This window comes from Geobacillus vulcani PSS1 (assembly GCF_000733845.1).
GTDB classification, from domain to species: Bacteria; Bacillota; Bacilli; order Bacillales; family Anoxybacillaceae; genus Geobacillus; species Geobacillus vulcani.
In genome coordinates this window covers 3,229,011-3,251,314 of the sequence record NZ_JPOI01000001.1, presented here as the reverse complement: position 1 = coordinate 3,251,314, position 22,304 = coordinate 3,229,011, and the positions used below count along the sequence as shown (strand labels likewise).

Below are 22,304 nucleotides of genomic sequence, written 5' to 3'. Positions count from 1 at the left end.
AACGTGCGAGAATATGGAGCTGCTGTTTTCACGCTCGGGTGGAGAGCAAACATTGCTCATGGGTGTTCCGGTGAACATGTGCGCCTTGAGCGAGGAAAGAAAGGCGTTTTTTTGATGGTTCGTATGATAGGATGAACAGATCGAACGTCCCGTTTTCCCAAAAGGACTTCAGGTCGTTTGTGGGGGATCACAGTGGAAAGATGGTGAGGCGTCATACCATGTTCCTTAAACGATTGGATGTGATCGGCTTTAAATCGTTCGCCGACCGTGTATCGATCGAGTTTGTTCCCGGTGTGACGGCGGTCGTCGGTCCGAACGGGAGCGGCAAAAGCAACATTACCGATGCGATCCGTTGGGTGCTCGGCGAGCAATCGGCGAAATCGCTGCGCGGGGCGAAAATGGAAGACGTCATTTTTGCCGGCAGCGAATCGCGCAAGCCGCTCAATGTCGCAGAAGTGACGATCACGCTCGACAATGAAGACGGCTTTTTGCCGCTTGAGTACCAGGAAGTAAGCGTGACCCGACGCGTCTATCGTTCGGGAGAGAGCGAGTTTTTCATCAATCGCCAGCCGTGCCGTTTGAAAGACATCGTCGATTTGTTTCTCGATTCCGGGCTCGGCAAGGAGGCGTTTTCCATCATTGGGCAAGGCCGGGTCGAAGAGATTTTAAGCAGCAAGCCGGAAGAGCGGCGCACCATTTTTGAAGAAGCGGCCGGCGTGTTGAAGTACAAGCTGCGGAAAAAAAAGGCAGAGACGAAACTAGCGGAAACGCAGGACAACTTGCACCGCGTCAACGATATTTTGCACGAGCTCGAACAGCAGCTTGAACCACTCCGCATGCAGGCGTCGCTCGCCAAAGAGTATTTGGAAAAACGCGAGGAACTCGAGCGATTTGAAGTGGCGCTGATGGTTCACGACATTGAGCAGCTGCGCGGGCAATGGAATGAGTTGAAGGAAGCGCTTGATGAGCACCAACGGGACGAAGTGGCGCTGGCGGCGGCGCTGCAGAAAATGGAAGCCCAAATCGAGCAGCTGCGTGATCAAATGACCGCCATTGACGAATCGGTCGACGGTCTGCAGCAGGTGCTCCTGTTGGCGAGCGAAGAGCTTGAGAAGCTCGAAGGACGGAAGGAAGTGCTGAAAGAGCGGAAAAGGCATGCACAAAAGCGGAAAGAGCAGCTTGATGACATCATGTTCACCTTGGCGGCCAAACAGCGCCGTTTGACGGAGCAACTGCAAGCCGAGCGGGGGGAATTGGCACGATTGGAAGCGGCTGCTGCGGCGCTCGGACAGGAGTTGAAAGAACGAGAGGCTGCTCTTTTGTTGCATGAAGTGGATCTTGAAGAAGAAATCGAGCAGCGAAAAGGCGATTATATCGACCTTGTTCATGAACAGGCGGCGTTGAAAAATGAACGGGCGCATGTGGAGCAAGCCATCAGCAAGCTGCATGCCAAGCGGACGGCGCTCGATGAAGCGAACCGCCGCCATCTCGCCGAACGCGAACAGCTTGAGCAAAAACGCGTCGCCTTGCAGATGGAGCAGGCCCGGCTTGAGCAGGCGCTGGCGGAAGCGAATAACAAGCAAGCCGCTCTCGCCGCGGCGCTTGCGGCGCAAAAAACGGAGCTCGAGCAGCATGAAGCATTGCTGCACCAGGCGCGCCAATACCGGCAACAAACAAAAGCGCGAAAGCAATGGTTGGAAGAGATGCAACATGATTATGCCGGTTTTGTCCAAGGGGTAAAAGAAGTATTAAAGGCGCGCGACCGGCTGCCTGGCATTCATGGCGCCGTTGTTGAGCTTATTCGCGTGCCGGACCGCTATGAGACAGCGATTGAAACAGCGCTCGGCGGCGCGATGCAACATATCGTCGTTGACAGTGAACAGGCGGCGCGGCAGGCGATTCACTATTTGAAAACGAACGGCTACGGGCGGGCGACGTTTTTGCCTCTGGACGTCATTCAAGCGCGTGCGCTTTCCGAACGAGAGAGAGCAGCGATTGACCGCCATCCGGCGTTTGTCGGCATTGCAAGCGAACTCGTGGAATACGACCGCGCCTATAGGGCAGCGATCGCCCATTTGCTCGGCCATGTCATCGTGACAGCCGATTTAAAAGGCGCGAATGAGCTGGCCAAGCTTCTTCACTATCGCTATCGCCTCGTGACATTGGACGGTGATGTCGTCAGCCCCGGCGGGGCGATGACCGGCGGCGGGGCGCCGAAAAAAACCGCGTCGTTGCTAAGTCGAAACCGCGAGCTCGAGACGCTTTCGGCCAAACTGCAGGAAATGGATGAAACAATCGCTCGGCTTGAGCAGGATGTTGCCGCAAAACGACGCGAGCAGGCAGAGCAGGAAGCGCAGGCGGCCGCGCTGCAAGAGGAGGTTGCAGCGTTGCGGGAGGCCCTGCAAGGACAAAAGGACGAGCAGCGCGAGCTCGAATGGCAGAAAAAGCGGATCGACGAGCGGCTCGCATTGTATGATGAAGAAAAGGCGAACGATGAGCGTGAAATGGCAGAGCTCAACCGCCGCCTTGACGCCATTGACGCACAGCTGGCGCGGCTTGCCGAGAAACTGCAGGCGATCGATGACGACATCAGCCGGCTGCAGGCGCAAAAACAGACGGAACAAACGACGAAAGAGGCGCTCCAAGCAGCGATCACCGAGCAAAAAATCGCCTTGGCGGAAACGAAAGAGCGCGTGAAACATGCGCGTCGGAAAGTGGAAGAATGGGAAGCGGAGCTTGCCGAAACGATCCGCGGGTTCAAAGAAGCGGAGCGCGAACGGGCCGCCTTGGATGCGGAAATGGAGGCCCCGGAATGGAACGAAAAAGAGATTGAGCAGCTGCGAAAGCAAAAGCTCGAAGACAAGCAAAAAACGGTGGAACTGATCGCGAGCCGCCGTGAACAGCGGCTCGATTTCCAACGCCGTCTTGAACATTTGGAACAGGAATGGAAAGAGGCAAAGCGGCAGCATAAACAGCTCACCGATGTTGTGAAAGACGAAGAAGTGAAGTTGAACCGGCTTGATGTGGAGCTTGAGAATTTGCTTGTCCGGCTGCGTGAAGAGTATGGACTGTCGTTTGAAGCGGCCCGCTCCGCCTATCCGCTTGAGATCGGCGCCGATGAGGCGCGCAAGCGGGTGAAGCTGATCAAGCGGGCCATGGAGGAGCTCGGCACCGTCAACTTGGGGGCGATCGATGAATATGAACGCGTTTCCGAACGGCACCGCTTCTTAAGCGAGCAAAAAGCCGATTTGGAAGAAGCGAAGGCGACGCTCCATCAAGTGATCGATGAAATGGATGAAGAAATGAAAAAACGATTTCTTACGACGTTTGAACAAATCCGCACCCATTTCGGCGAGGTGTTCCGCGAGCTGTTCGGCGGCGGACGCGCTGATTTGCGGCTGACCGACCCGAACGACTTGCTTGAAACGGGTGTCGACATCGTCGCCCAGCCGCCGGGGAAAAAGCTGCAGCATTTAAGCTTGCTTTCGGGCGGGGAGCGGGCGCTGACGGCGATCGCCCTCTTGTTTTCGATTTTGAAAGTGCGCCCGGTGCCGTTTTGCGTCCTTGATGAAGTCGAGGCGGCGCTTGATGAAGCGAACGTGCAACGGTATGCCCAATATTTGAAACGGTTCAGCCGCGACACGCAGTTTATTGTCATCACCCATCGAAAAGGGACGATGGAAGAGGCGGACGTGCTGTATGGCGTCACGATGCAGGAATCGGGCGTCTCCAAGCTTGTTTCCGTCCGTCTGGAAGATTCAAAGGAGCTTGTGCGGTCATAATTGGAAAGGAGGCGCTTTGGATGGGCTTTTTTCAAAAATTGAAAGAAAAATGGACAAAGCAAGCGGATGCCGTCACGGAAAAATTTAAGGAAGGGCTGTCCAAAACGCGACATTCGCTCGCCGGAAAAGTAAACGACCTCATCGCCCGCTATCGGAAAGTGGATGAAGAGTTTTTTGAAGAGCTTGAGGAAATTTTAATCGCTGCCGATGTGGGCGTCGCGACCGTTATGGAGTTGGTCGACGAGCTCAAGATGGAAGTGAAGCGCCGCAACATTCAAGACCCGGCGCAAATGCGCGATGTCATCGCTGAAAAACTCATTGACATTTACCGCGCCGGCGCGGATGACAAAGAACTTTCCGCTTTGAATATACAAGAAGGCGGGCTGACGGTCATGTTGTTCGTCGGCGTCAACGGCGTCGGCAAGACAACGACGATCGGCAAGCTTGCCTATAAACTGAAATCGGAAGGAAAATCGGTGCTCTTGGCTGCGGGCGACACGTTCCGCGCCGGGGCGATCGAGCAGCTCGAAGTATGGGGCGAGCGCGTCGGAGTCGACGTCATTAAGCAAGCCGCCGGCTCCGACCCGGCAGCAGTCATGTATGATGCGATTCAAGCGGCGAAAGCGCGCGGAATCGATGTATTGTTGTGCGACACGGCCGGGCGGCTGCAAAACAAAGTGAACTTAATGAAAGAGCTTGAAAAAGTGAAGCGCGTCATCAGCCGCGAAATTCCGGGCGCCCCGCATGAAGTGCTGCTTGTGCTCGATGCGACGACGGGGCAAAACGCGATGAGTCAGGCTAAACTGTTTAAAGAGGCGACCGATGTGACCGGCATCGTGTTGACGAAGCTGGACGGCACGGCAAAAGGCGGCATCGTGCTCGCCATTCGCAACGAGATGGCCATCCCGGTGAAACTCGTCGGCCTCGGCGAAAAGATGGACGATTTGCAAGTGTTCGATCCAGAACAGTACGTCTACGGATTGTTTGCCGATTTGTTTGAACAATAAACAAGCAAACAGAGGGTGCTCCCCAACCAATGGAGCGCCCTTTGTTGTTACGTCCACCGGGAAAACCGATAAGCCCTTTGTCTGTTCCATCCCTTGACACCTTGCCGAAAAGACGGTACACTACATGGTTGTAAAGGTATTTTACTTAACAATGAGGGAGGAGGAGTCCGGTGCTGGAAAAAACGATGCGCATGAACTATTTATACGATTTTTACCAAGCGCTGTTGACACCGAAGCAGCGCAATTACATGGCGCTGTACTACTTGGACGACTACTCCCTCGGGGAAATTGCCGAACAATATGAGGTGAGCCGCCAGGCGGTGTACGATAACATCCGGCGTACGGAAGCGATGCTGGAACAGTATGAAGAGAAGCTCGGGCTGCTGCGGAAATATGAACGGCGGCGGCAGATCATCGAGCGGCTGAAAGACTACATCAGCCGGCACTACGGCGCTGACGCCGAATTGGCGGCGCTCGTCAATGAGCTTGATGAACTTGACTAGGGAGGGAGACCGCCGTGGCGTTTGAAGGATTGTCTGAACGTTTGCAGCAGGTGATGAACCGCATCCGCGGCAAAGGGAAAGTCACCGAAGCGGATGTCAAAGAGATGATGCGCGAAGTGCGCCTTGCGCTTTTGGAAGCCGACGTCAACTTTAAAGTCGTCAAAGATTTCATCAATCGGGTGAGCGAGCGGGCCGTCGGGCAGGAAGTGATGAAAAGCTTGACGCCGGGCCAGCAGGTGATTAAAGTTGTCAAAGAAGAGTTGACGGCGTTAATGGGCGGCGAGCAAAGCCCAATCGCCGTCGCGAAGAAACCGCCGACCGTGGTGATGATGGTCGGGCTGCAAGGGGCCGGGAAGACGACGACGACCGGGAAGCTGGCCAACCTGTTGCGCAAGCGGCATAATCGGAAGCCGCTCCTGGTGGCCGCCGACGTCTATCGACCGGCGGCGATCAAGCAGCTTGAGACGCTTGGCAAGCAGCTCGACGTGCCTGTCTTTTCGTTAGGCGAGCGCGCCAATCCGGTGGAGATTGCCAAACAGGCGCTCGAGCGGGCGAAAGAGGAGCATTATGATTACGTGCTCATTGACACAGCCGGCCGCCTCCACATTGATGAAGCGCTCATGGATGAGCTGAAGCAAATGAAAGAAGCGGTCAAGCCGGATGAAATTTTCCTCGTCGTCGACGCCATGACTGGGCAAGATGCTGTCAATGTCGCGCAAAGCTTCCATGAACAGCTCGGCATCACCGGGGTGATTTTGACGAAGCTCGATGGCGATACGCGGGGTGGGGCGGCGCTGTCGATCCGCGCCGTCACCGGAGCGCCGATCAAGTTTGCTGGGATGGGCGAAAAGCTTGACGCGTTGGAGCCGTTCCATCCGGAGCGAATGGCGTCGCGCATTCTAGGAATGGGCGATGTGTTGACGCTCATCGAAAAGGCGCAGGCAGCCGTTGACGAGGAGAAGGCGAAGGAGCTCGAGCAAAAAATGCGCACGGCTACCTTCACACTTGACGATTTTTTGGAGCAGCTCGGTCAAGTGCGCAAGCTCGGACCACTTGACGAACTGATTAAAATGTTGCCGGGTGCCAACAAAATCAAAGGGCTCGCCAATATTCAAGTCGATGAAAAGCAAATCGCCCGTGTTGAGGCGATCATCCGCTCGATGACGAAAGAAGAGAAAACGCATCCGGAAATCATCAACAGCAGCCGAAAACGGCGGATCGCCAAAGGAAGCGGCACGACGGTGCAAGAAGTGAATCGGCTTTTGAAGCAGTTTGACGAGATGAAAAAAATGATGAAAATGATGACGAATATGCCAAAAGGGAAAAAGAAAGGATTCCGTTTTCCATTTATGTAAAAGAAGATCTGTTAAGCGAAAAACCTTTACAAACGAAAAAAGAATTGTTAATATACTATCTTGTGTGAACTCTATACGGAGGTGCGTACTGACTATGGCAGTAAAAATTCGTTTAAAACGCATGGGGACAAAGAAAAAACCGTTCTACCGCATCGTGGTAGCCGATTCGCGTTCGCCTCGCGACGGTCGTTTTATCGAAACGATCGGCACGTACGATCCGGTCGCTGAGCCGGCGCAAGTGAAAATCGATGAAGAACTGGCGCTCAAATGGCTGCAAAACGGCGCCAAACCGTCGGACACGGTGCGCAGCCTGCTGTCGAAGCAAGGCATTTTAGAGAAATTTCATAACTTGAAATACGGCAAATAAAAGATGCACATGAAACCGCTCATTGAAACGATCGTCAAGGCGCTTGTCGATCACCCGGAAGCGGTGGCGGTGGAGCGCCGCGAAGAAGAGACGGCCGTCATCTACGAGCTGTCCGTGCATGAAGACGACACGGGCAAAGTGATTGGCAAACAAGGGCGGACGATCCAGGCGATTCGCACGGTCGTGGCCGCCGCCGCGGCCGGATCGCCAAAGCGGGTGATCGTGCAAGTGAAAGAAAAAGGGTGAGGATGTTCCTCTCCCTTTTTTGATATGATGCCAAAGGCGCGAAATGGACCGCCCGCTGTTCATTCCTTGTCAAAAGGGGGAAGAGGATGAAGCTCATTCAAACGGTTGAGGTGCGGCAAGTCGTCACCGAACGGAGCAAACAAGAGCTTGCCGCCGCGTTTTTGGCGCGCAAACAGCAGCTTGAGCGCGAATGCGACCAGCTTCGTTTTGAACAGAAACGAATGGAGAAAAGCGGAAACTATCCACCCGCTTTAGTGAAACAATATTTTGCCAAAGAGATTGACGAGCGGATGGAGAAAATGAAACTGCTTGAGTTTCAGCTCGAACAATTACATATGCTACCGTTAGGGAGCGAATTGAAAGAGCGGGAAGTCGAGGCGCTCGTTGAGGTGAACGTCGGCGACCGTTGGGAAGAGGTGACAAAAACGCGCGTCATCATCGTTGAAGATGGCGTCGTCAAAGAGATTCGCTAAGAGAAGGGATGAAAGCGATGGAACGATGGTTTAATGTTGGAAAAATCGTCAATACGCACGGCATTCGCGGTGAAGTGCGCGTCATTTCGCGCACCGATTTTCCTGAAGAACGGTATAAAAAAGGGAACAAGCTGTACATTTTCCGCGAGCGGGACGCGGAACCGATTGAAGTCACGGTGAAAAGCCACCGCGTCCATAAATCGTTTGACTTGTTGTCGTTTGAAGGCTATGACAGCATCAACGATGTGGAGCGATTTAAGGGAGCGATGCTGAAAGTGCCGGAAAGCCAACTCGGCGAACTCGCGGAAGGGGAATATTATTTCCACGAGATCATCGGTTGCACCGTGGTGACAGAAGGCGGAGAGACCATCGGCGCGGTAAAGGAAATTTTGACTCCAGGAGCGAACGATGTCTGGGTTGTCCGGCGCAAAGACGGCACCGATGCGCTCATTCCATACATTGACGAGGTCGTTTTGCACGTCGATCCGGAGCGGAAAACGATCATCATCCGCCCGATGGAAGGATTGCTTGAATGATGCGGATCGATATTTTAACGTTGTTCCCCGGCATGTTTTCCGGCGTGTTGAACGAGTCGATTTTAAAGAAGGCGCAAGAAAAAGGGGCGGTTGACATCCATCTTGTCGATTTCCGCGAGTTTGCCGACAACAAGCATAAAACGGTCGACGATTATCCGTACGGCGGCGGCGCCGGCATGGTGCTCAAGCCGCAGCCGATTTTTGATGCAGTCGAGCACGTCACCGCTGGATCGCCTGGCGCCCGCATCATTTTGCTTTGCCCGCAAGGCGAGCGCTACACGCAAAAAAAGGCGGAAGAGCTGGCGAAAGAAAGGCATTTGGTGCTCATTTGCGGTCATTACGAAGGGTATGACGAACGCATTCGCCAATATTTGGCGACTGATGAAATTTCAATTGGGGATTACATTCTAACAGGCGGGGAGCTCGGCGCCATGGTCATTGTCGACAGCGTCGTCCGTCTTCTTCCCGGCGTGCTCGGCAATGAGGCGTCGCCGGTCGATGACTCGTTCAGCTCGGGGTTGCTTGAGTACCCACAATACACAAGACCGGCCGATTTCCGCGGCATGAAAGTGCCGGATATTCTGCTTTCTGGCAACCATCAGCTCATCGCCGAGTGGCGCGAGAAAGAGTCGCTTCGGCGCACGTTTTTGCGCCGTCCGGACTTGCTCGATGAATATCCGCTTACAGACAAGCAAAAGCAATGGCTGAAAGAGTGGGAAAAGGAGCGCGAATAGTTATTGCCTCGGTCAACCGTTTATGCTATCATATCTTTTGTGTGACCTTGAGCGGTTGGCTTGAGGACGGAAAACGATGTTCCGCTGCAATGGAGAGATCATTGGCATGAACATCTGTGGAAGGAGTGGATCATGATGCATCATTTAATCCAAGAAATCACGAAAGAACAATTGCGGACGGATTTGCCGGATTTTCGCCCGGGCGACACGGTGCGCGTTCATGTGAAAGTTGTCGAAGGAAACCGCGAACGCATCCAAGTGTTTGAAGGTATCGTCATTAAGCGGCGCGGAGCGGGCATCAGCGAAACGTTCACCGTCCGCAAAGTGTCCTACGGCGTCGGCGTTGAGCGCACATTCCCGGTGCATACGCCGAAAATCGCCAAGCTGGAAGTCATCCGCCGCGGGAAAGTCCGTCGCGCGAAATTGTACTACCTGCGTGAACTTCGTGGCAAAGCAGCGCGCATCAAGGAAAATACGAACGCAGCGCAATAATGGACAACGGTGGATCGTAATGGAAAAGGAGCTTGCTTTCAAGCTCCTTTTTTCACTACCGTCAATGATGATGTACGGTAGCGATCTATATAAGATGCAACGAAGAAGTGGAACAGATCCTTGACGGAAAAGCGGGTTGTCCATTTTCGATTGTCGAAGGCAAGCCTGTGGCTTGCCTCCGTCACGCCTTGGCGTGACGGAAGACCGAACCACCGCCTGCTTCACAGACCCATCGATGGGCCTGGAAGCGGCGTGGTTCGGTCTTCCGACAGTCGATCCAATCCTCGGTAAAAGCTGCAAATGGGAAAGCTTCCAATGGCATCTATATACTACTGCAAACTCTTTGATTTGGGTGGGTGGACAATGGAACAAAAAAGAAGCGAATGGCGTGAATGGATGAAAGCGATCGTCGTTGCCGTCTTGCTCGCCGGAGGCATCCGCTACTTTATTTTTGCGCCGATCATTGTTGATGGCTATTCGATGATGCCGACATTACATAACCATGAGCGGATGATCGTCAATAAATTGGCGTATAAAATCGGCATGCCGCACCGTTTTGATATCATTGTTTTTCACGCCGAAGAAGGGAGAGACTATATTAAGCGGGTCATCGGCCTGCCGGGCGACCGAATTGAATACAAAAACGATACGCTCTATATCAATGGCAAACCGTATAAAGAGCCGTATTTGGACGAGTATAAAAAGCAATTGTCCGACGGCGGGCCACTGACGGAATCGTTCACCTTGGAGGAGCTGACCGGACGGAGCACGGTGCCGCCGGGGCATTTGTTTGTCATGGGCGACAATCGCCGCTTCAGCAAAGACAGCCGCCATATCGGTTTCATTCCGATGTCAAAAGTCGTCGGCAAGGCGAGCCTTGTGTATTGGCCGCTTGCCGATGCCCGGATTGTGAAATAAACGAGGCAGGTGATGCCAATGACAGTGATTCAATGGTTTCCCGGCCATATGGCGAAGGCCAAGCGGGAAGTGCAAGAAAAATTAAAGTTGATCGACGTGGCGTTTGAGCTGCTTGACGCCCGCGTGCCGATGTCTTCGCGCAACCCGATGATCGACGAGATTCTCGGACAAAAGCCGCGCCTCATTTTGCTCAATAAGGCTGATATGGCCGACGAGACAGTGACCGAACAGTGGATCCGCTATTTCCACCATCAAGGGCGGCTGGCTTTGCCCATCGATGCTCAAAGCGGAACAGGAGTTCGGCAAATTGCGGCGGCAGCGAAAGAGATGGTGAAAGACAAATTCGCGAAAATGCGGGCGAAAGGGATTAAAAACCCGCGCCCGGTGCGGGCGCTCATCGTCGGCATCCCGAACGTCGGCAAGTCGACGCTGATCAACCGGCTCGCTGGCCGCCATATCGCGAAGACTGGCGACAAGCCAGGGGTGACAAAAGCGCAGCAATGGATCAAAGTCGGAAAGGAAATGGAACTCCTTGATACGCCTGGCATTTTATGGCCGAAGTTTGAGGATGAAGACGTTGGTTACAAACTGGCGGTGACCGGCGCCATTAAGGATGAAATTTTAAATTTGCAAGACGTGGCTGTTTATGCTCTCCGTTTTTTGGCGGCCCACTATCCCGACCGGCTAACGGAGCGCTATGGCCTTGATGATATTCCTGAGGACATCGTCGCTTTATTTGACGCCATCGGAAGGCGGCGCGGCTGCTTGACGTCAGGCGGCGCGGTCGACTACGATAAAGTAGCTGACATCGTTTTGTATGACATTCGCACGGAAAAACTAGGCCGCTTAAGCTTTGAAACGCCCGCTTCACGGACGTAGCGCGTCCGGCGGGCGTTTTTTGCCGGCGGTGCTTTACGGTCGGCCGAACAGAGCCGATAGTATAAGTAGAAGAGGGAGAGGAGCATGAAGCGGTATACGGTGAAAGACATTCAAGCGCTGCTTTCGGAGCTTAGTGCAGACGACCCGCGTTGGGAGATGTTGCGGCAGGATGAGCGAAAAAGCGTGCAAGCGCTTCTTGCCCGTTTTGAACGGCAACAGGCAAAGCGGCAAGCTGAGCAACAACGGTGGGAAGAACTGATGCGTTATGAGCGGGAACTATACGCCGCTGGCGTTAGACGGATCGCCGGCATTGACGAGGCCGGGCGCGGTCCGCTGGCCGGCCCTGTCGTCGCCGCCGCGGTCATCTTGCCGAAAGACGCCTATTTGCCGGGGCTTGACGACTCGAAGAAGCTAACGCCGGAAAAGCGCGAGGCATTGTTTGCGCAAATTGAAGCGTGTGCCGTCGCGATCGGCATTGGCATCGTCAGCGCGGCGGAGATCGATGAAAGGAATATTTACGAAGCGACAAGGCAAGCGATGGCGAAAGCGGTGAGCGCTCTTTCCCCGCCGCCTGAACATTTGCTTGTTGATGCGATGGTGGTGCCGTGCCCGTTGCCGCAACAGCGCCTCATCAAGGGCGACGCCAACAGCGCTTCGATCGCCGCTGCGTCGGTCATCGCCAAAGTGACGCGCGACCGATGGATGAAAGAATTGGATCGCCGCTATCCGCAATATGGATTCGCGCGCCATATGGGCTACGGAACGCCGGAACATGTCGAGGCGATCCGCCGCTATGGCATTACGCCTGAGCACCGTCGTTCGTTCACACCGGTGAGGGAGGTGCTGAAGGCGAAGCAGCTCTAGAAGAAAGGGTGGGACGAAATGGTCGAGCGCATGGAGCGGACGATGCCAACGACGGCTGTCCGCGACGCAACATCCAGCCGGCGGTTTCAACCGGGGCAGGCGGTCGTCGGCCGAGTGGAGCGGGTCGAGGAGATGGAAACTGGAGAGCGGGCGGCGCTCGTCCGTGCTGGTGGACAGCTTGTGCGCGCCCGTTTGGAGGCGCCGCTTGCCGTCGGGCGTTTGTACTTGTTTGAAATTCATGAACGACAAGGAACGATTTATTGGAAAGCCGTTCCCCTGTCCGAACGGGCGTCTGCTCCGTTAGGTGAAGAGGCGGTGCGCCGGTGGCAAAAAGCGTGGAAACTGCCGGATGCGGCGCTGCCGGTGATCCGCCAAGTGCTGAAAGCTGGCGCGGCTGCAACGAAAGAGGAAATCGCTGCACTGGTTGAAGCGGTGAAAGAGACCGGCCAGCCAGACGCAGCCGAAGACGTGCTCGCCCATTTGTTTCGCCGCCGGTTGCCGCTCTCTTCAGCCGTGTTTCGCTTGCTATGGGCGGCCAAAACGGGCGCGCCGCTTGCGGAGCAATTAGGGAAGCTGAAGGAGATCATGGCCGCCCTTTCCGCCGAGCCGGCGGCGCTTGAGCTCAGCCGGGCGATGGAGAAGTTTCTTTCCCCGCCGCTGTCTGCTTACGAGGCGGCGGTGCGTTTGTTGCTGTCGGAGGAGGAAGAGGCTGAAACGGCCCGCGCGCTTCTTGCCCGCCTTGGACTCGCCCCACTGCCGGAAGATCGTCGCTTGGCGCTTCGGGAGGCGGTGCAACATCGCCGGTTTGCCGATATCATTCGCCAGCTCGGCTTGATGGACGAGGAGGCGTTTTTGGAACGATGGGCTGCTCTTGATGCTGCCTACCAAAGCGGGAGACTGCCCGCCGCGGAAGCGCAGTTGTGGGTGGCCGTTCGAGCGACGAGAGATCCGGCGCTGTCGCTGTTTTGCTGGCTGAGGCGAGCAGCCGGGCGGCTTGGGCTTGAGGACGAGGCGGCGCTCGTCCGTGTTGGGAAAACAGCGGCTTTGCCTTCTTCCGCTCCGTCGTTGAAACGGCTGCTTCTTCGCTTTCTTTATGAATCGGAGAGCGAAGGGGCCAAGCGGGCGTCCGAAGCGCTTCTCGACCAGCTCGATGGCATGGCTATCGCTGCTGGCGGTGATGGGCTCATTGAGCACATATGGCTTTCGCTTCCATTGCCGGTTGGCGGCCGCAGCAGCGATTTGGCTGTATGCTGGCAAGGAAGAAGGAAACAAGGCGGACCGCTTGATGCCGATTATAACCGCATGGTTTGTTGCCTGACGCTTGAAGAGCTGGGAGAGGTGATCGTCGATATGCGTGTGCAACGACGGATCGTCCACATCTCCATGTTTCACGATGATCCGCGGTTGGCGGTTGCGGCCGCTCGGCTGGCCCCGCTTGTCAAAGAGCGGTTTCAGGCGCACGGCTATGCGCTCTCAGGCATTGATGTAAAGGCAAAGTACTCTGCTCCCCCTCCGCCTCCCGTTTTTCTGTTTGCCGACGGTTGCAGCGAGGTGGATTGCCAAGCATGAACGAAGAACGGAAAAAAGCAGTCGCTTTGTCTTACGATGCGGCTCTTGATGCGGCTCCGATCGTCAAGGCGAAAGGGATTGGCGAGGTCGCCGAAGCGATTATCGCCGCCGCCCGGCAGCATGGCGTGCCGATTCGCCAAGATCCGACGCTTGTTGAGCTTCTTGGCAAGGTGGAGATCAACGAGATGATCCCGGAGGAGCTGTACGTCCTCGTCGCTGAATTGTTCGCTTTTTTGTATCAGCTTGATCAGGAAGCGAAAGAAGAAAGAGCGGAGAAGGGGTAATTTTCCTATTCTCCGCTTTCTTCATTTTGTGGCGAAACGGTGGACAAGCGTGAAATGTTAGGTATAAAATGAAAGCGCTAAGACTTTTTTGACTTTATACATAGGAGGTTGGCGCATGAACATTCATGAATACCAGGCAAAAGAAATTTTGCGAAGCTATGGGGTAAGCGTGCCGAACGGCCGTGTTGCGTTCACGGTGGATGAAGCGGTCGAAGCGGCGAAAGAGCTCGGTACGCCGGTATGTGTCGTCAAAGCGCAAATTCATGCTGGCGGGCGCGGCAAAGCGGGCGGAGTGAAAGTGGCAAAAAGCCTCGAGGAAGTCCGTACATACGCCAGCGAATTGCTCGGCAAAGTGCTCGTCACCCATCAAACCGGCCCGGAAGGAAAAGAAGTCAAGCGGCTTCTGATTGAAGAAGGATGCGACATTCAAAAAGAATATTACATCGGCCTTGTCGTCGACCGCGCCACCTCGCGCGTCGTCTTGATGGGCTCGGAAGAAGGCGGAACGGAAATTGAAGAAGTGGCGGCCAAAACGCCGGAGAAAATTTTTAAAGAATACATCGATCCAGCCGTTGGGCTGCAAGCGTTTCAAGCGCGCCGATTGGCTTTCAACATCAACATTCCGAAGCATCTCGTCAACCAAGCCGTCAAATTTATGATGGGCTTGTACCAAGTGTTTGTCGATAAAGACTGCTCGATCGCCGAAATCAACCCGCTTGTCGTCACCGGCGACGGCAAAGTGATGGCGCTTGATGCGAAGCTGAATTTTGATTCGAACGCCTTATACCGCCATCCGGACATCCTTGAATACCGCGACTTGGATGAAGAAGACCCGAAAGAAATCGAAGCGTCGAAATACGACTTGAACTACATCGCTCTTGACGGCAACATCGGCTGCATGGTCAACGGCGCCGGCTTGGCGATGGCGACGATGGACATCATCAAATATTACGGCGGCGAGCCGGCTAACTTCCTCGATGTCGGCGGCGGCGCCAGCGAGGAAAAAGTAAGGGAAGCGTTCAAAATCATTTTGTCCGACCCGAATGTCAAGGGCATTTTCGTCAACATTTTCGGCGGCATTATGAAATGCGACGTCATCGCGAGCGGCATTGTCGCGGCGACGAAGCAAGTCGGCTTGACGCTTCCGCTTGTCGTTCGGCTGGAAGGAACGAACGTTGAGCTCGGGAAAAAGATTTTAGAAGAGTCAGGCTTAAACATTATTGCGGCGGAATCGATGGCGGACGGAGCACAAAAAATCGTTGAGCTAGTACGTTAAGAAAGCGAGGGAGACACGTGAGCGTTTTTGTCAATAAAGACACGAAAGTGATTGTGCAAGGGATTACCGGTTCGCAAGGGCTGTTCCATACAAAGCAGATGATCGAATACGGGACAAAGATTGTCGGCGGCGTCACGCCGGGCAAAGGCGGCACGGAAGTCGAAGGCGTGCCGGTGTTTGACACTGTTTCGGAAGCAGTTGAAAAAACGGGGGCGAACGCTTCGGTCATTTACGTTCCGCCGGCCTTCGCCGCAGATGCGATCATGGAGGCGGTCGACGCCGGACTCGACCTCGTTGTCTGCATCACCGAAGGCATTCCGGTGCTTGATATGGTGAAAGTGAAACGGTACATGGAGGGCAAAAAGACGCGTCTCATCGGTCCGAACTGCCCGGGCGTCATTACGCCGGAGGAATGCAAAATCGGCATTATGCCGGGCTACATTCATAAAAAAGGGCATGTCGGCATCGTTTCTCGTTCCGGCACGCTGACGTACGAAGCCGTTCACCAACTGACGCAAGCCGGCATCGGACAGTCGACGGCGGTCGGCATCGGCGGCGACCCGGTCAACGGCACGAACTTCATCGATGTGCTGAAGGCATTTAATGAAGACGAAGAAACGTACGCGGTCATTATGATCGGCGAAATCGGCGGCACGGCGGAAGAAGAAGCGGCCGAATGGGTGAAAGCGAACATGACGAAACCGGTCGTCGGCTTCATCGGCGGGCAGACGGCCCCTCCAGGCAAACGGATGGGTCATGCCGGCGCGATCATTTCCGGCGGCAAAGGCACAGCCGCGGAAAAAATCAAAAAAATGACCGAATGCGGCATCAAAGTGGCAGAAACGCCGGCCGTCATCGGCGAAACGCTCATTTCCGTCCTGAAAGAGCGCGGCTTGTACGAAAAATGCAAAACGCATTAATAGGTTTGGCCCCGCACGATCGCGTGCGGGGTGCTGTTTATCGTTTCATTTTTTAGAGAAGAAGGGGGAATAGGATGTACGATACGGTCCGCGAACGGCTCATCCATCTCCATCATTGCCGCGGGGCGGGATGGAAGACCATTCACTCCTTGCTTAAGGCTGATCCGACGCTCACCGCTCCATTTTCTCTGCCCCCCGCTGATCTCCGCCCGCTCGTTCCACTTCCTGACGCTCAATGGACCGCTTTTTTCCATGATTTGCATTCCATCGATGTGCAACATGTGATAAAAACATATATGGACCGGTGCATTCATGTGGTCACCGTGTTTGATCATGACTATCCGCCGTTGCTTCGGCATATTTATGCTCCGCCGTGGGTGCTGTATGCCAAGGGGGACTCCACTTTGCTTCAGGAGTGGAAGCTGATCAGCATCGTCGGCACGAGGCGCCCGACGAAGGAAGGAATCGAAGCGTTGAACAAACTGGTCCCGCCGCTTGTTGCTGCCGGTTTTACGATTGTCAGCGGGCTCGCGTTTGGGATTGACGTGTGCGCCCACCAACTCGCTGTCCAGCATGGCGGGGCGACGATCGCCGTCATTGCCGGAGGGCTTGACCATATTTATCCGAGAGAGCACCGGTCGTTCGCCAAGCAGCTGATGACCGAACAGTTGGTTATCGCTGAACATCCGCCGGCAACGCGTCCGCAGGCATGGCAGTTTCTCGCGCGCAATCGCATCATCAGCGGGCTGTCGCTCGGCACGCTTGTCGTGCAGGCGAAACGAAAAAGCGGTTCGCTCATTACCGCCGCTTATGCGCTTGAGCAAGGGAGGGAAGTGTTCGCCGTCCCCGGTCCGATCGGTTTGGTGGAATCCGCTGGACCGAATACGCTCATTCAACAAGGGGCAAAACTAGTGCAAGAAGCGGCGGACATTTTGGCTGAATTCCCGTACGTGTAATGCACATGTTTGACAAATGCAGCAATAATCATTAATAATAATGAAGATTTCAATTTACCTCCTAGGGGTGGAAGATGGATGTCAGACTACTTAGTTATCGTCGAATCGCCAACGAAAGCGAAGACGATCGAACGATACTTGGGAAAAAAATATACGGTCAAAGCGTCGATGGGCCACGTCCGCGATTTGCCAAAAAGCCAAATGGGCGTTGATATAGACCGCGGCTACGAGCCGAAATACATTACGATCCGTGGCAAAGGCCAGGTGATCAAAGAGTTGAAAACGGCGGCGAAAAAAGCGAAAAAGGTGTTTCTTGCCGCCGACCCTGATCGTGAAGGAGAGGCGATCGCCTGGCATTTGGCCCACATGCTCGATCTGGACATTCACTCTGATTGCCGCGTCGTCTTCCATGAAATCACGAAGGATGCTATTCAGCAGTCGTTTCAGCAGCCGCGCGCGATCAATATGAATCTTGTTGACGCCCAGCAGGCGCGGCGTGTGCTCGACCGGCTCGTCGGCTATAACATCAGCCCGCTCTTATGGAAAAAAGTGAAAAAAGGGTTAAGCGCCGGCCGCGTCCAATCGGTGGCGTTGCGTCTCATCATCGATCGGGAAAGAGAAATCCGCGAATTTCAGCCGGAAGAATATTGGACGATTCAAGCGACGTTTCAAAAAGATGGAGAGACGTTTGCCGCCTCTTTTTACAGTATTGATGGACAAAAACGCGATTTAAAGACAGAGGCGGATGTGAAAGCCGTGCTGGACCGCTTAAACAGAACGGCATTTGTCGTAAAAACGGTGACAAAACGAGAGCGCAAGCGCAGCCCTGTACCGCCGTTTACGACGTCGTCGCTTCAGCAGGAAGCGGCGCGCAAACTGAATTTCCGCACGAAAAAGACGATGATGATCGCCCAACAGCTGTACGAAGGAATCGATCTTGGCAGCGAAGGAACAGTCGGTTTGATCACGTATATGCGCACCGATTCAACACGCGTCGCCGAGACGGCGCAGCAAGAGGCGGCGGCGTATATCGAGGCGACGTTCGGCGCTATGTATGTCAGCCAAGAAAAGCGGAAAGAGAAGAAAAGCACGAACGCCCAAGACGCCCACGAAGCGATCCGCCCGACATCGGCATTTCGCGACCCGGACAAAGTAAAACCGTATTTGACGCGCGACCAATTCCGGTTGTATAAACTCATTTGGGAACGGTTCATCGCCAGTCAAATGGCGCCGGCTGTGCTTGATACTATGAGCGTCGAGTTGGAAAACAACGGCGTCGTGTTCCGCGCCAGCGGCTCGAAGGTGAAATTTCCAGGGTTTATGAAGGTGTATATTGAGGGAACGGACGATCAAACAGAAGAGCCGGACCACATCCTTCCCGATTTGGAAGAAGAAGAAACCGTTGAGAGCGAAGCGATCGAATCGAAGCAGCACTTCACCCAACCGCCGCCGCGCTATACGGAAGCCCGCCTCGTCAAAACGTTGGAAGAACTCGGCATCGGCCGCCCATCGACGTATGCTCCGACGCTTGATACGATCCAAAAACGCAACTATGTCGTCCTTGAGAATAAGCGGTTCGTTCCGACTGAGCTTGGCGAGATCGTTGTAGAGCTGATGCTTGAATTTTTCCCGGAAATTATCGATGTCGAGTTTACGGCGAAAATGGAAAAAGAATTGGACGAAATTGAAGAAGGGAAAGTGGCATGGATCAAAGTCGTCGACGAGTTTTACCGCGAATTTGAAAAACGGTTGAAAGTGGCGGAAAAAGAAATGCGCGAAGTTGAGATTAAGGATGAGCCGGCCGGCATGGACTGCGAGGTATGCGGCAGTCCGATGGTGTACAAAATGGGCCGTTTCGGCAAGTTTATCGCCTGCTCGAAATTCCCGGAATGCCGCCATACAAAGCCGATTATCAAAGAAATCGGCGTCAAGTGCCCAAAATGTCGCGAGGGCAACATCGTCGAGCGCAGGACGAAAAGAAAGCGGGTGTTTTACGGCTGCGACCGTTTTCCGGATTGCGACTTCGTCTCGTGGGATAAACCGCTCGCCCGCCCATGCCCGAAATGCGCGGGTTTGCTTGTGGAGAAAGAGCTGAAAAAAGGTGTGCAAGTACAATGCACAGCGTGCGATTATGAAGAGCGGCTAGAAGCTTGAACAGGCATCGGATACAATTCAGAATTTTATAAAAAATAGTTGCGTTCATACAGAAGAATATGGTACGATGTAGTAGCCGTTGCGGGGTGAGGCGATGGAGAATTCGAAACTTGCGTTACAATTGTTCATGGAATATTTACAAATCGAGAAAAATTATTCACAATATACTATTGTGTGTTACCGGCGTGACATTGAGCAGTTTTTCCGGTTTATGGATGAGGAAGGAATCGGCGCGCTCGATGAAGTGTCCTACAGCGACGTCCGCTTATATTTGACGAAACTATACGAACAACAGTTGGCCAGCCGTTCGGTCGCCCGCAAAATTTCGAGTTTGCGCAGCTTTTACAAATTTTTGCTGCGCGAAGGGCGGGCGGCCGAAAATCCGTTTGCGCTCGCGACGCTGCCGAAAAAAGAGCAAAAAATTCCTAATTTTTTATACCCGAAAGAATTGGAAGCGTTGTTTCTTGTCAATGATGAAAATACGGCCCTAGGCCAGCGCAATGCGGCGCTGCTTGAGTTGTTGTACGCGACTGGCGCCCGGGTTAGTGAATGTTGTCACATTCAGCTGTCTGATGTCGATTTTGTTGCGGAAACCGTGCTCATTCATGGCAAAGGAAACAAGCAGCGCTACGTTCCATTCGGCCGTCCGGCCCGCGAAGCGCTTGAACGGTATATCTATAGGGGTCGACGCGAACTGACAAGAAAGCTGCCGGTGGACCACCGCTATTTATTTGTCAACACCCGCGGCAATCCGCTCACGCCTCGGGGAGTGCGCCATATTTTGGATCGGATTGTCCAAGCCGCTGCGCTGACGCAAAACATCAGCCCGCACGTGCTTCGGCATACGTTTGCGACTCATTTGCTCAACGAAGGAGCCGATCTCCGTTCGGTGCAGGAACTGCTCGGCCACACGCATTTGTCATCGACGCAAGTGTATACACATGTAACGAAAGACCGGTTGCGGCATATCTATTTGCAGGCGCATCCGCGGGCGTAACCCGTGGGCAAGGAGGGGAAATGATGGGAGCTTTTCATGCGACGACGATTTTTGCCATTCGCCATAACGGCGCATCCGCCATGGCTGGCGACGGTCAAGTGACGTTCGGCAATGCGGTTGTCATGAAGCATACAGCGAAAAAAGTGCGGCGGCTGTTTCAAGGAAAGGTGCTCGCCGGTTTTGCCGGCTCGGTGGCTGACGCGTTTACGCTGTTTGAAATGTTTGAAGGCAAGCTCGAACAATTGAATGGCAACTTGCCGCGCGCGGCGGTTGAACTAGCGAAAGAGTGGCGGAGCGATAAAGTGTTGCGCCGCCTCGAGGCGATGCTCATTGTCATGGACAAACAGCACTTGTTGCTTGTCTCTGGCACAGGCGAAGTGATTGAGCCGGATGATGGCATGCTCGCCATCGGCTCAGGCGGTCAGTATGCGTTGGCTGCCGGACGTGCATTGAAGAAGTACGCCGGCGGCTCGATGACCGCGAAAGAAATTGCCCAGGCGGCGCTTGAGATCGCTGCTGACATTTGCGTTTATACGAACGGCCATATTATTGTCGAAGAGCTGTAAAAAGGAGGAGGCCGATGATGGCGGAAACGTTGACCCCAAGGCAGATTGTCGAAAAGCTCGATCAGTTCATCGTCGGGCAAAAAGAGGCAAAAAAAGCGGTGGCGATCGCGCTTCGCAACCGGTACCGCCGCAGCTTGCTCGATGAAAAATTGCGCGATGAAGTGATGCCGAAAAACATTTTAATGATCGGCCCGACCGGGGTCGGGAAGACGGAGATCGCCCGCCGGCTCGCCAAACTCGTCGGTGCGCCGTTTGTCAAAGTCGAAGCAACGAAATTCACCGAAGTCGGTTATGTCGGGCGCGATGTCGAATCGATGGTGCGCGATTTGGTGGAAACGTCAGTTAGGCTCGTGAAAGAACGAAAAATGAACGAAGTGAAAGACCGAGCTGAGCAACAAGCGAACAAGCGGCTTGTTGAACTGCTCGTTCCGGGCAAGCCAAAGCAGACCATCAAAAATCCGCTTGAGCTGTTGTTTGGCGGTCAAGGCGCCCAAGCGGACAACAGCTACAGCCATGAAGATGAACAGGTGGAGCAAAAGCGGCGCCACGTTGCTTGGCAGCTGGCAAACGGGCAGTTGGAAAACGAGATGGTGACGATTGAAATCGAGGAACAGACGCCGTTATGGTTTGACTTTTTGCAAGGGGCAGGCATTGAGCAGATGGGAATGAACATGCAGGATGCGTTGAGCAGCCTCATGCCGAAACGGCGCAAAAAGCGGCGTCTCAAAGTGAGTGAAGCGCGCAAAGTGCTCATCAACGAGGAAGCGCAAAAGCTGATCGACATGGATGAAGTGGCGCAAGAGGCCGTCCGCCTCGCCGAGCAGTCCGGCATCATTTTTATCGATGAAATCGACAAAATCGCCCGCAGCGGAGCGGTGTCCGGTTCAGCCGATGTCTCGCGTGAAGGGGTGCAACGCGACATTTTGCCCATTGTTGAAGGGTCGACCGTCATGACGAAATACGGGCCGGTCAAAACAGACCACATCTTATTCATCGCGGCCGGGGCGTTCCATATGGCGAAGCCGTCGGATTTGATCCCTGAGCTGCAAGGTCGTTTCCCGATCCGCGTCGAACTGGCGAAACTTTCGGTTGATGATTTCGTAAGAATATTAGTCGAGCCGAATAACGCGCTCATTAAACAATATCAAGCTCTTTTGGCAACGGAAGGTATAAGTCTTGAATTTTCTGACGATGCTATTCGTAAGATTGCCGAGGTGGCGTTTGAAGTCAACCAGACGACCGACAACATCGGCGCGCGCCGGTTGCACACGATTTTGGAAAAATTGCTTGAGGACTTGCTGTTTGAGGCGCCGGACATCGGAATCGACAAAGTTGTCATCACGCCGCAATATGTCGAGCAAAAACTCGGAAGCATCGTCAAAAACAAAGATTTAAGCGAGTTTATTTTATGAGGAGGAGATGAAAT

22 protein-coding genes are annotated in these 22,304 nt (G+C 54.2%); all 22 read left to right on the top strand.

Going from position 1 to position 22,304, the window contains the following annotated elements:
- The first annotated feature begins 218 nt into the window (after nt 1-218).
- The 22 genes from smc (at nt 219) to hslU (ending at nt 22,290) form a co-directional block, all read left to right on the top strand.
- Nucleotides 219-3,782: a chromosome segregation protein SMC gene (smc, locus tag N685_RS0117390; protein WP_031410457.1), complete on the top strand. Its 3,564-nt coding sequence runs from the start codon at nt 219-221 to the stop codon at nt 3,780-3,782.
- A 20-nt stretch (nt 3,783-3,802) separates the two neighbouring features.
- Nucleotides 3,803-4,789, top strand: a complete 987-nt coding sequence (gene ftsY / locus N685_RS0117385; RefSeq protein WP_031410456.1) for a signal recognition particle-docking protein FtsY — start codon at nt 3,803-3,805, stop codon at nt 4,787-4,789.
- A 170-nt stretch (nt 4,790-4,959) separates the two neighbouring features.
- Complete coding sequence (locus N685_RS0117380; protein ID WP_031410455.1) at nt 4,960-5,292, top strand: putative DNA-binding protein; 333 nt, start codon at nt 4,960-4,962, stop codon at nt 5,290-5,292.
- 14 nt (nt 5,293-5,306) lie between these two features.
- Nucleotides 5,307-6,647, top strand: a complete 1,341-nt coding sequence (gene ffh, locus N685_RS0117375) for a signal recognition particle protein (protein ID WP_031410454.1) — start codon at nt 5,307-5,309, stop codon at nt 6,645-6,647.
- A 94-nt stretch (nt 6,648-6,741) separates the two neighbouring features.
- Entirely contained in the window at nt 6,742-7,014 is a 273-nt protein-coding gene (gene rpsP / locus N685_RS0117370; RefSeq protein ID WP_011230697.1) for a 30S ribosomal protein S16, read from the top strand.
- 9 nt (nt 7,015-7,023) lie between these two features.
- Complete coding sequence (locus N685_RS0117365; protein ID WP_031410453.1) at nt 7,024-7,260, top strand: KH domain-containing protein; 237 nt, start codon at nt 7,024-7,026, stop codon at nt 7,258-7,260.
- A gap of 86 nt (nt 7,261-7,346) precedes the next feature.
- Entirely contained in the window at nt 7,347-7,733 is a 387-nt protein-coding gene (locus tag N685_RS0117360) for a YlqD family protein (RefSeq protein ID WP_031410452.1), read from the top strand.
- A 17-nt stretch (nt 7,734-7,750) separates the two neighbouring features.
- Nucleotides 7,751-8,269, top strand: a complete 519-nt coding sequence (gene rimM / locus N685_RS0117355) for a ribosome maturation factor RimM (RefSeq protein WP_031410451.1) — start codon at nt 7,751-7,753, stop codon at nt 8,267-8,269.
- The gene (gene trmD / locus N685_RS0117350) at nt 8,269-9,003 is read left to right on the top strand and encodes a tRNA (guanosine(37)-N1)-methyltransferase TrmD (RefSeq protein ID WP_031410450.1); all 735 of its coding nucleotides are present in this window, start codon (nt 8,269-8,271) and stop codon (nt 9,001-9,003) included. Before rimM ends, trmD begins: the two co-directional genes overlap by 1 nt.
- A gap of 135 nt (nt 9,004-9,138) precedes the next feature.
- Complete coding sequence (gene rplS / locus N685_RS0117345) at nt 9,139-9,495, top strand: 50S ribosomal protein L19 (RefSeq protein ID WP_031410449.1); 357 nt, start codon at nt 9,139-9,141, stop codon at nt 9,493-9,495.
- Nucleotides 9,496-9,858: 363 nt separating this feature from the next.
- Entirely contained in the window at nt 9,859-10,413 is a 555-nt protein-coding gene (gene lepB / locus N685_RS0117340; protein ID WP_031410448.1) for a signal peptidase I, read from the top strand.
- A gap of 12 nt (nt 10,414-10,425) precedes the next feature.
- Complete coding sequence (gene ylqF / locus N685_RS0117335; RefSeq protein WP_031410447.1) at nt 10,426-11,292, top strand: ribosome biogenesis GTPase YlqF; 867 nt, start codon at nt 10,426-10,428, stop codon at nt 11,290-11,292.
- 84 nt (nt 11,293-11,376) lie between these two features.
- Nucleotides 11,377-12,156: a ribonuclease HII gene (locus N685_RS0117330; RefSeq protein WP_031410446.1), complete on the top strand. Its 780-nt coding sequence runs from the start codon at nt 11,377-11,379 to the stop codon at nt 12,154-12,156.
- Nucleotides 12,157-12,174: 18 nt separating this feature from the next.
- Nucleotides 12,175-13,725, top strand: coding sequence for a hypothetical protein (locus N685_RS0117325; RefSeq protein ID WP_031410445.1), 1,551 nt, complete (start codon nt 12,175-12,177; stop codon nt 13,723-13,725).
- Nucleotides 13,722-14,009, top strand: a complete 288-nt coding sequence (locus N685_RS0117320) for an EscU/YscU/HrcU family type III secretion system export apparatus switch protein (RefSeq protein ID WP_031410444.1) — start codon at nt 13,722-13,724, stop codon at nt 14,007-14,009. Before N685_RS0117325 ends, N685_RS0117320 begins: the two co-directional genes overlap by 4 nt.
- 115 nt (nt 14,010-14,124) lie before the next feature.
- Nucleotides 14,125-15,285, top strand: a complete 1,161-nt coding sequence (gene sucC, locus N685_RS0117315) for an ADP-forming succinate--CoA ligase subunit beta (protein WP_031410443.1) — start codon at nt 14,125-14,127, stop codon at nt 15,283-15,285.
- A 17-nt stretch (nt 15,286-15,302) separates the two neighbouring features.
- Nucleotides 15,303-16,205 carry a succinate--CoA ligase subunit alpha gene (gene sucD / locus N685_RS0117310; protein WP_031410442.1) on the top strand — a complete coding sequence of 301 codons (903 nt, stop codon included), beginning with the start codon at nt 15,303-15,305 and terminating at the stop codon, nt 16,203-16,205.
- Nucleotides 16,206-16,279: 74 nt separating this feature from the next.
- Entirely contained in the window at nt 16,280-17,161 is an 882-nt protein-coding gene (gene dprA, locus N685_RS0117305; RefSeq protein ID WP_031410441.1) for a DNA-processing protein DprA, read from the top strand.
- 78 nt (nt 17,162-17,239) lie between these two features.
- Nucleotides 17,240-19,315 (top strand): type I DNA topoisomerase, encoded by a 2,076-nt coding sequence (topA, locus tag N685_RS0117300; RefSeq protein WP_031410440.1) that lies wholly within the window; start codon nt 17,240-17,242, stop codon nt 19,313-19,315.
- 94 nt (nt 19,316-19,409) lie between these two features.
- On the top strand, nt 19,410-20,312 hold the full coding sequence (xerC, locus tag N685_RS0117295; RefSeq protein WP_031410439.1) for a tyrosine recombinase XerC: 903 nt from the start codon (nt 19,410-19,412) through the stop codon (nt 20,310-20,312).
- A 23-nt stretch (nt 20,313-20,335) separates the two neighbouring features.
- Nucleotides 20,336-20,878 carry an ATP-dependent protease subunit HslV gene (gene hslV, locus N685_RS0117290; protein WP_031410438.1) on the top strand — a complete coding sequence of 181 codons (543 nt, stop codon included), beginning with the start codon at nt 20,336-20,338 and terminating at the stop codon, nt 20,876-20,878.
- Nucleotides 20,879-20,895: 17 nt separating this feature from the next.
- Nucleotides 20,896-22,290, top strand: a complete 1,395-nt coding sequence (hslU, locus tag N685_RS0117285; protein ID WP_031410437.1) for an HslU--HslV peptidase ATPase subunit — start codon at nt 20,896-20,898, stop codon at nt 22,288-22,290.
- Nucleotides 22,291-22,304 lie beyond the last annotated feature (14 nt).

Excerpts from the sequence above, each read along its gene's own strand:
- smc (WP_031410457.1), top strand. The coding sequence starts at position 219 with ATGTTCCTTAAACGATTGGATGTGATCGGCTTTAAATCGTTCGCCGAC.
- ftsY (WP_031410456.1), top strand. The coding sequence starts at position 3,803 with ATGGGCTTTTTTCAAAAATTGAAAGAAAAATGGACAAAGCAAGCGGAT.
- rpsP (WP_011230697.1), top strand. The coding sequence starts at position 6,742 with ATGGCAGTAAAAATTCGTTTAAAACGCATGGGGACAAAGAAAAAACCG.
- N685_RS0117365 (WP_031410453.1), top strand. The coding sequence starts at position 7,024 with ATGAAACCGCTCATTGAAACGATCGTCAAGGCGCTTGTCGATCACCCG.
- N685_RS0117360 (WP_031410452.1), top strand. The coding sequence starts at position 7,347 with ATGAAGCTCATTCAAACGGTTGAGGTGCGGCAAGTCGTCACCGAACGG.
- rimM (WP_031410451.1), top strand. The coding sequence starts at position 7,751 with ATGGAACGATGGTTTAATGTTGGAAAAATCGTCAATACGCACGGCATT.
- trmD (WP_031410450.1), top strand. The coding sequence starts at position 8,269 with ATGCGGATCGATATTTTAACGTTGTTCCCCGGCATGTTTTCCGGCGTG.
- rplS (WP_031410449.1), top strand. The coding sequence starts at position 9,139 with ATGCATCATTTAATCCAAGAAATCACGAAAGAACAATTGCGGACGGAT.
- lepB (WP_031410448.1), top strand. The coding sequence starts at position 9,859 with ATGGAACAAAAAAGAAGCGAATGGCGTGAATGGATGAAAGCGATCGTC.
- ylqF (WP_031410447.1), top strand. The coding sequence starts at position 10,426 with ATGCCAATGACAGTGATTCAATGGTTTCCCGGCCATATGGCGAAGGCC.
- N685_RS0117330 (WP_031410446.1), top strand. The coding sequence starts at position 11,377 with ATGAAGCGGTATACGGTGAAAGACATTCAAGCGCTGCTTTCGGAGCTT.
- N685_RS0117325 (WP_031410445.1), top strand. The coding sequence starts at position 12,175 with ATGGTCGAGCGCATGGAGCGGACGATGCCAACGACGGCTGTCCGCGAC.
- N685_RS0117320 (WP_031410444.1), top strand. The coding sequence starts at position 13,722 with ATGAACGAAGAACGGAAAAAAGCAGTCGCTTTGTCTTACGATGCGGCT.
- sucC (WP_031410443.1), top strand. The coding sequence starts at position 14,125 with ATGAACATTCATGAATACCAGGCAAAAGAAATTTTGCGAAGCTATGGG.
- dprA (WP_031410441.1), top strand. The coding sequence starts at position 16,280 with ATGTACGATACGGTCCGCGAACGGCTCATCCATCTCCATCATTGCCGC.
- topA (WP_031410440.1), top strand. The coding sequence starts at position 17,240 with ATGTCAGACTACTTAGTTATCGTCGAATCGCCAACGAAAGCGAAGACG.
- xerC (WP_031410439.1), top strand. The coding sequence starts at position 19,410 with ATGGAGAATTCGAAACTTGCGTTACAATTGTTCATGGAATATTTACAA.
- hslV (WP_031410438.1), top strand. The coding sequence starts at position 20,336 with ATGGGAGCTTTTCATGCGACGACGATTTTTGCCATTCGCCATAACGGC.
- hslU (WP_031410437.1), top strand. The coding sequence starts at position 20,896 with ATGGCGGAAACGTTGACCCCAAGGCAGATTGTCGAAAAGCTCGATCAG.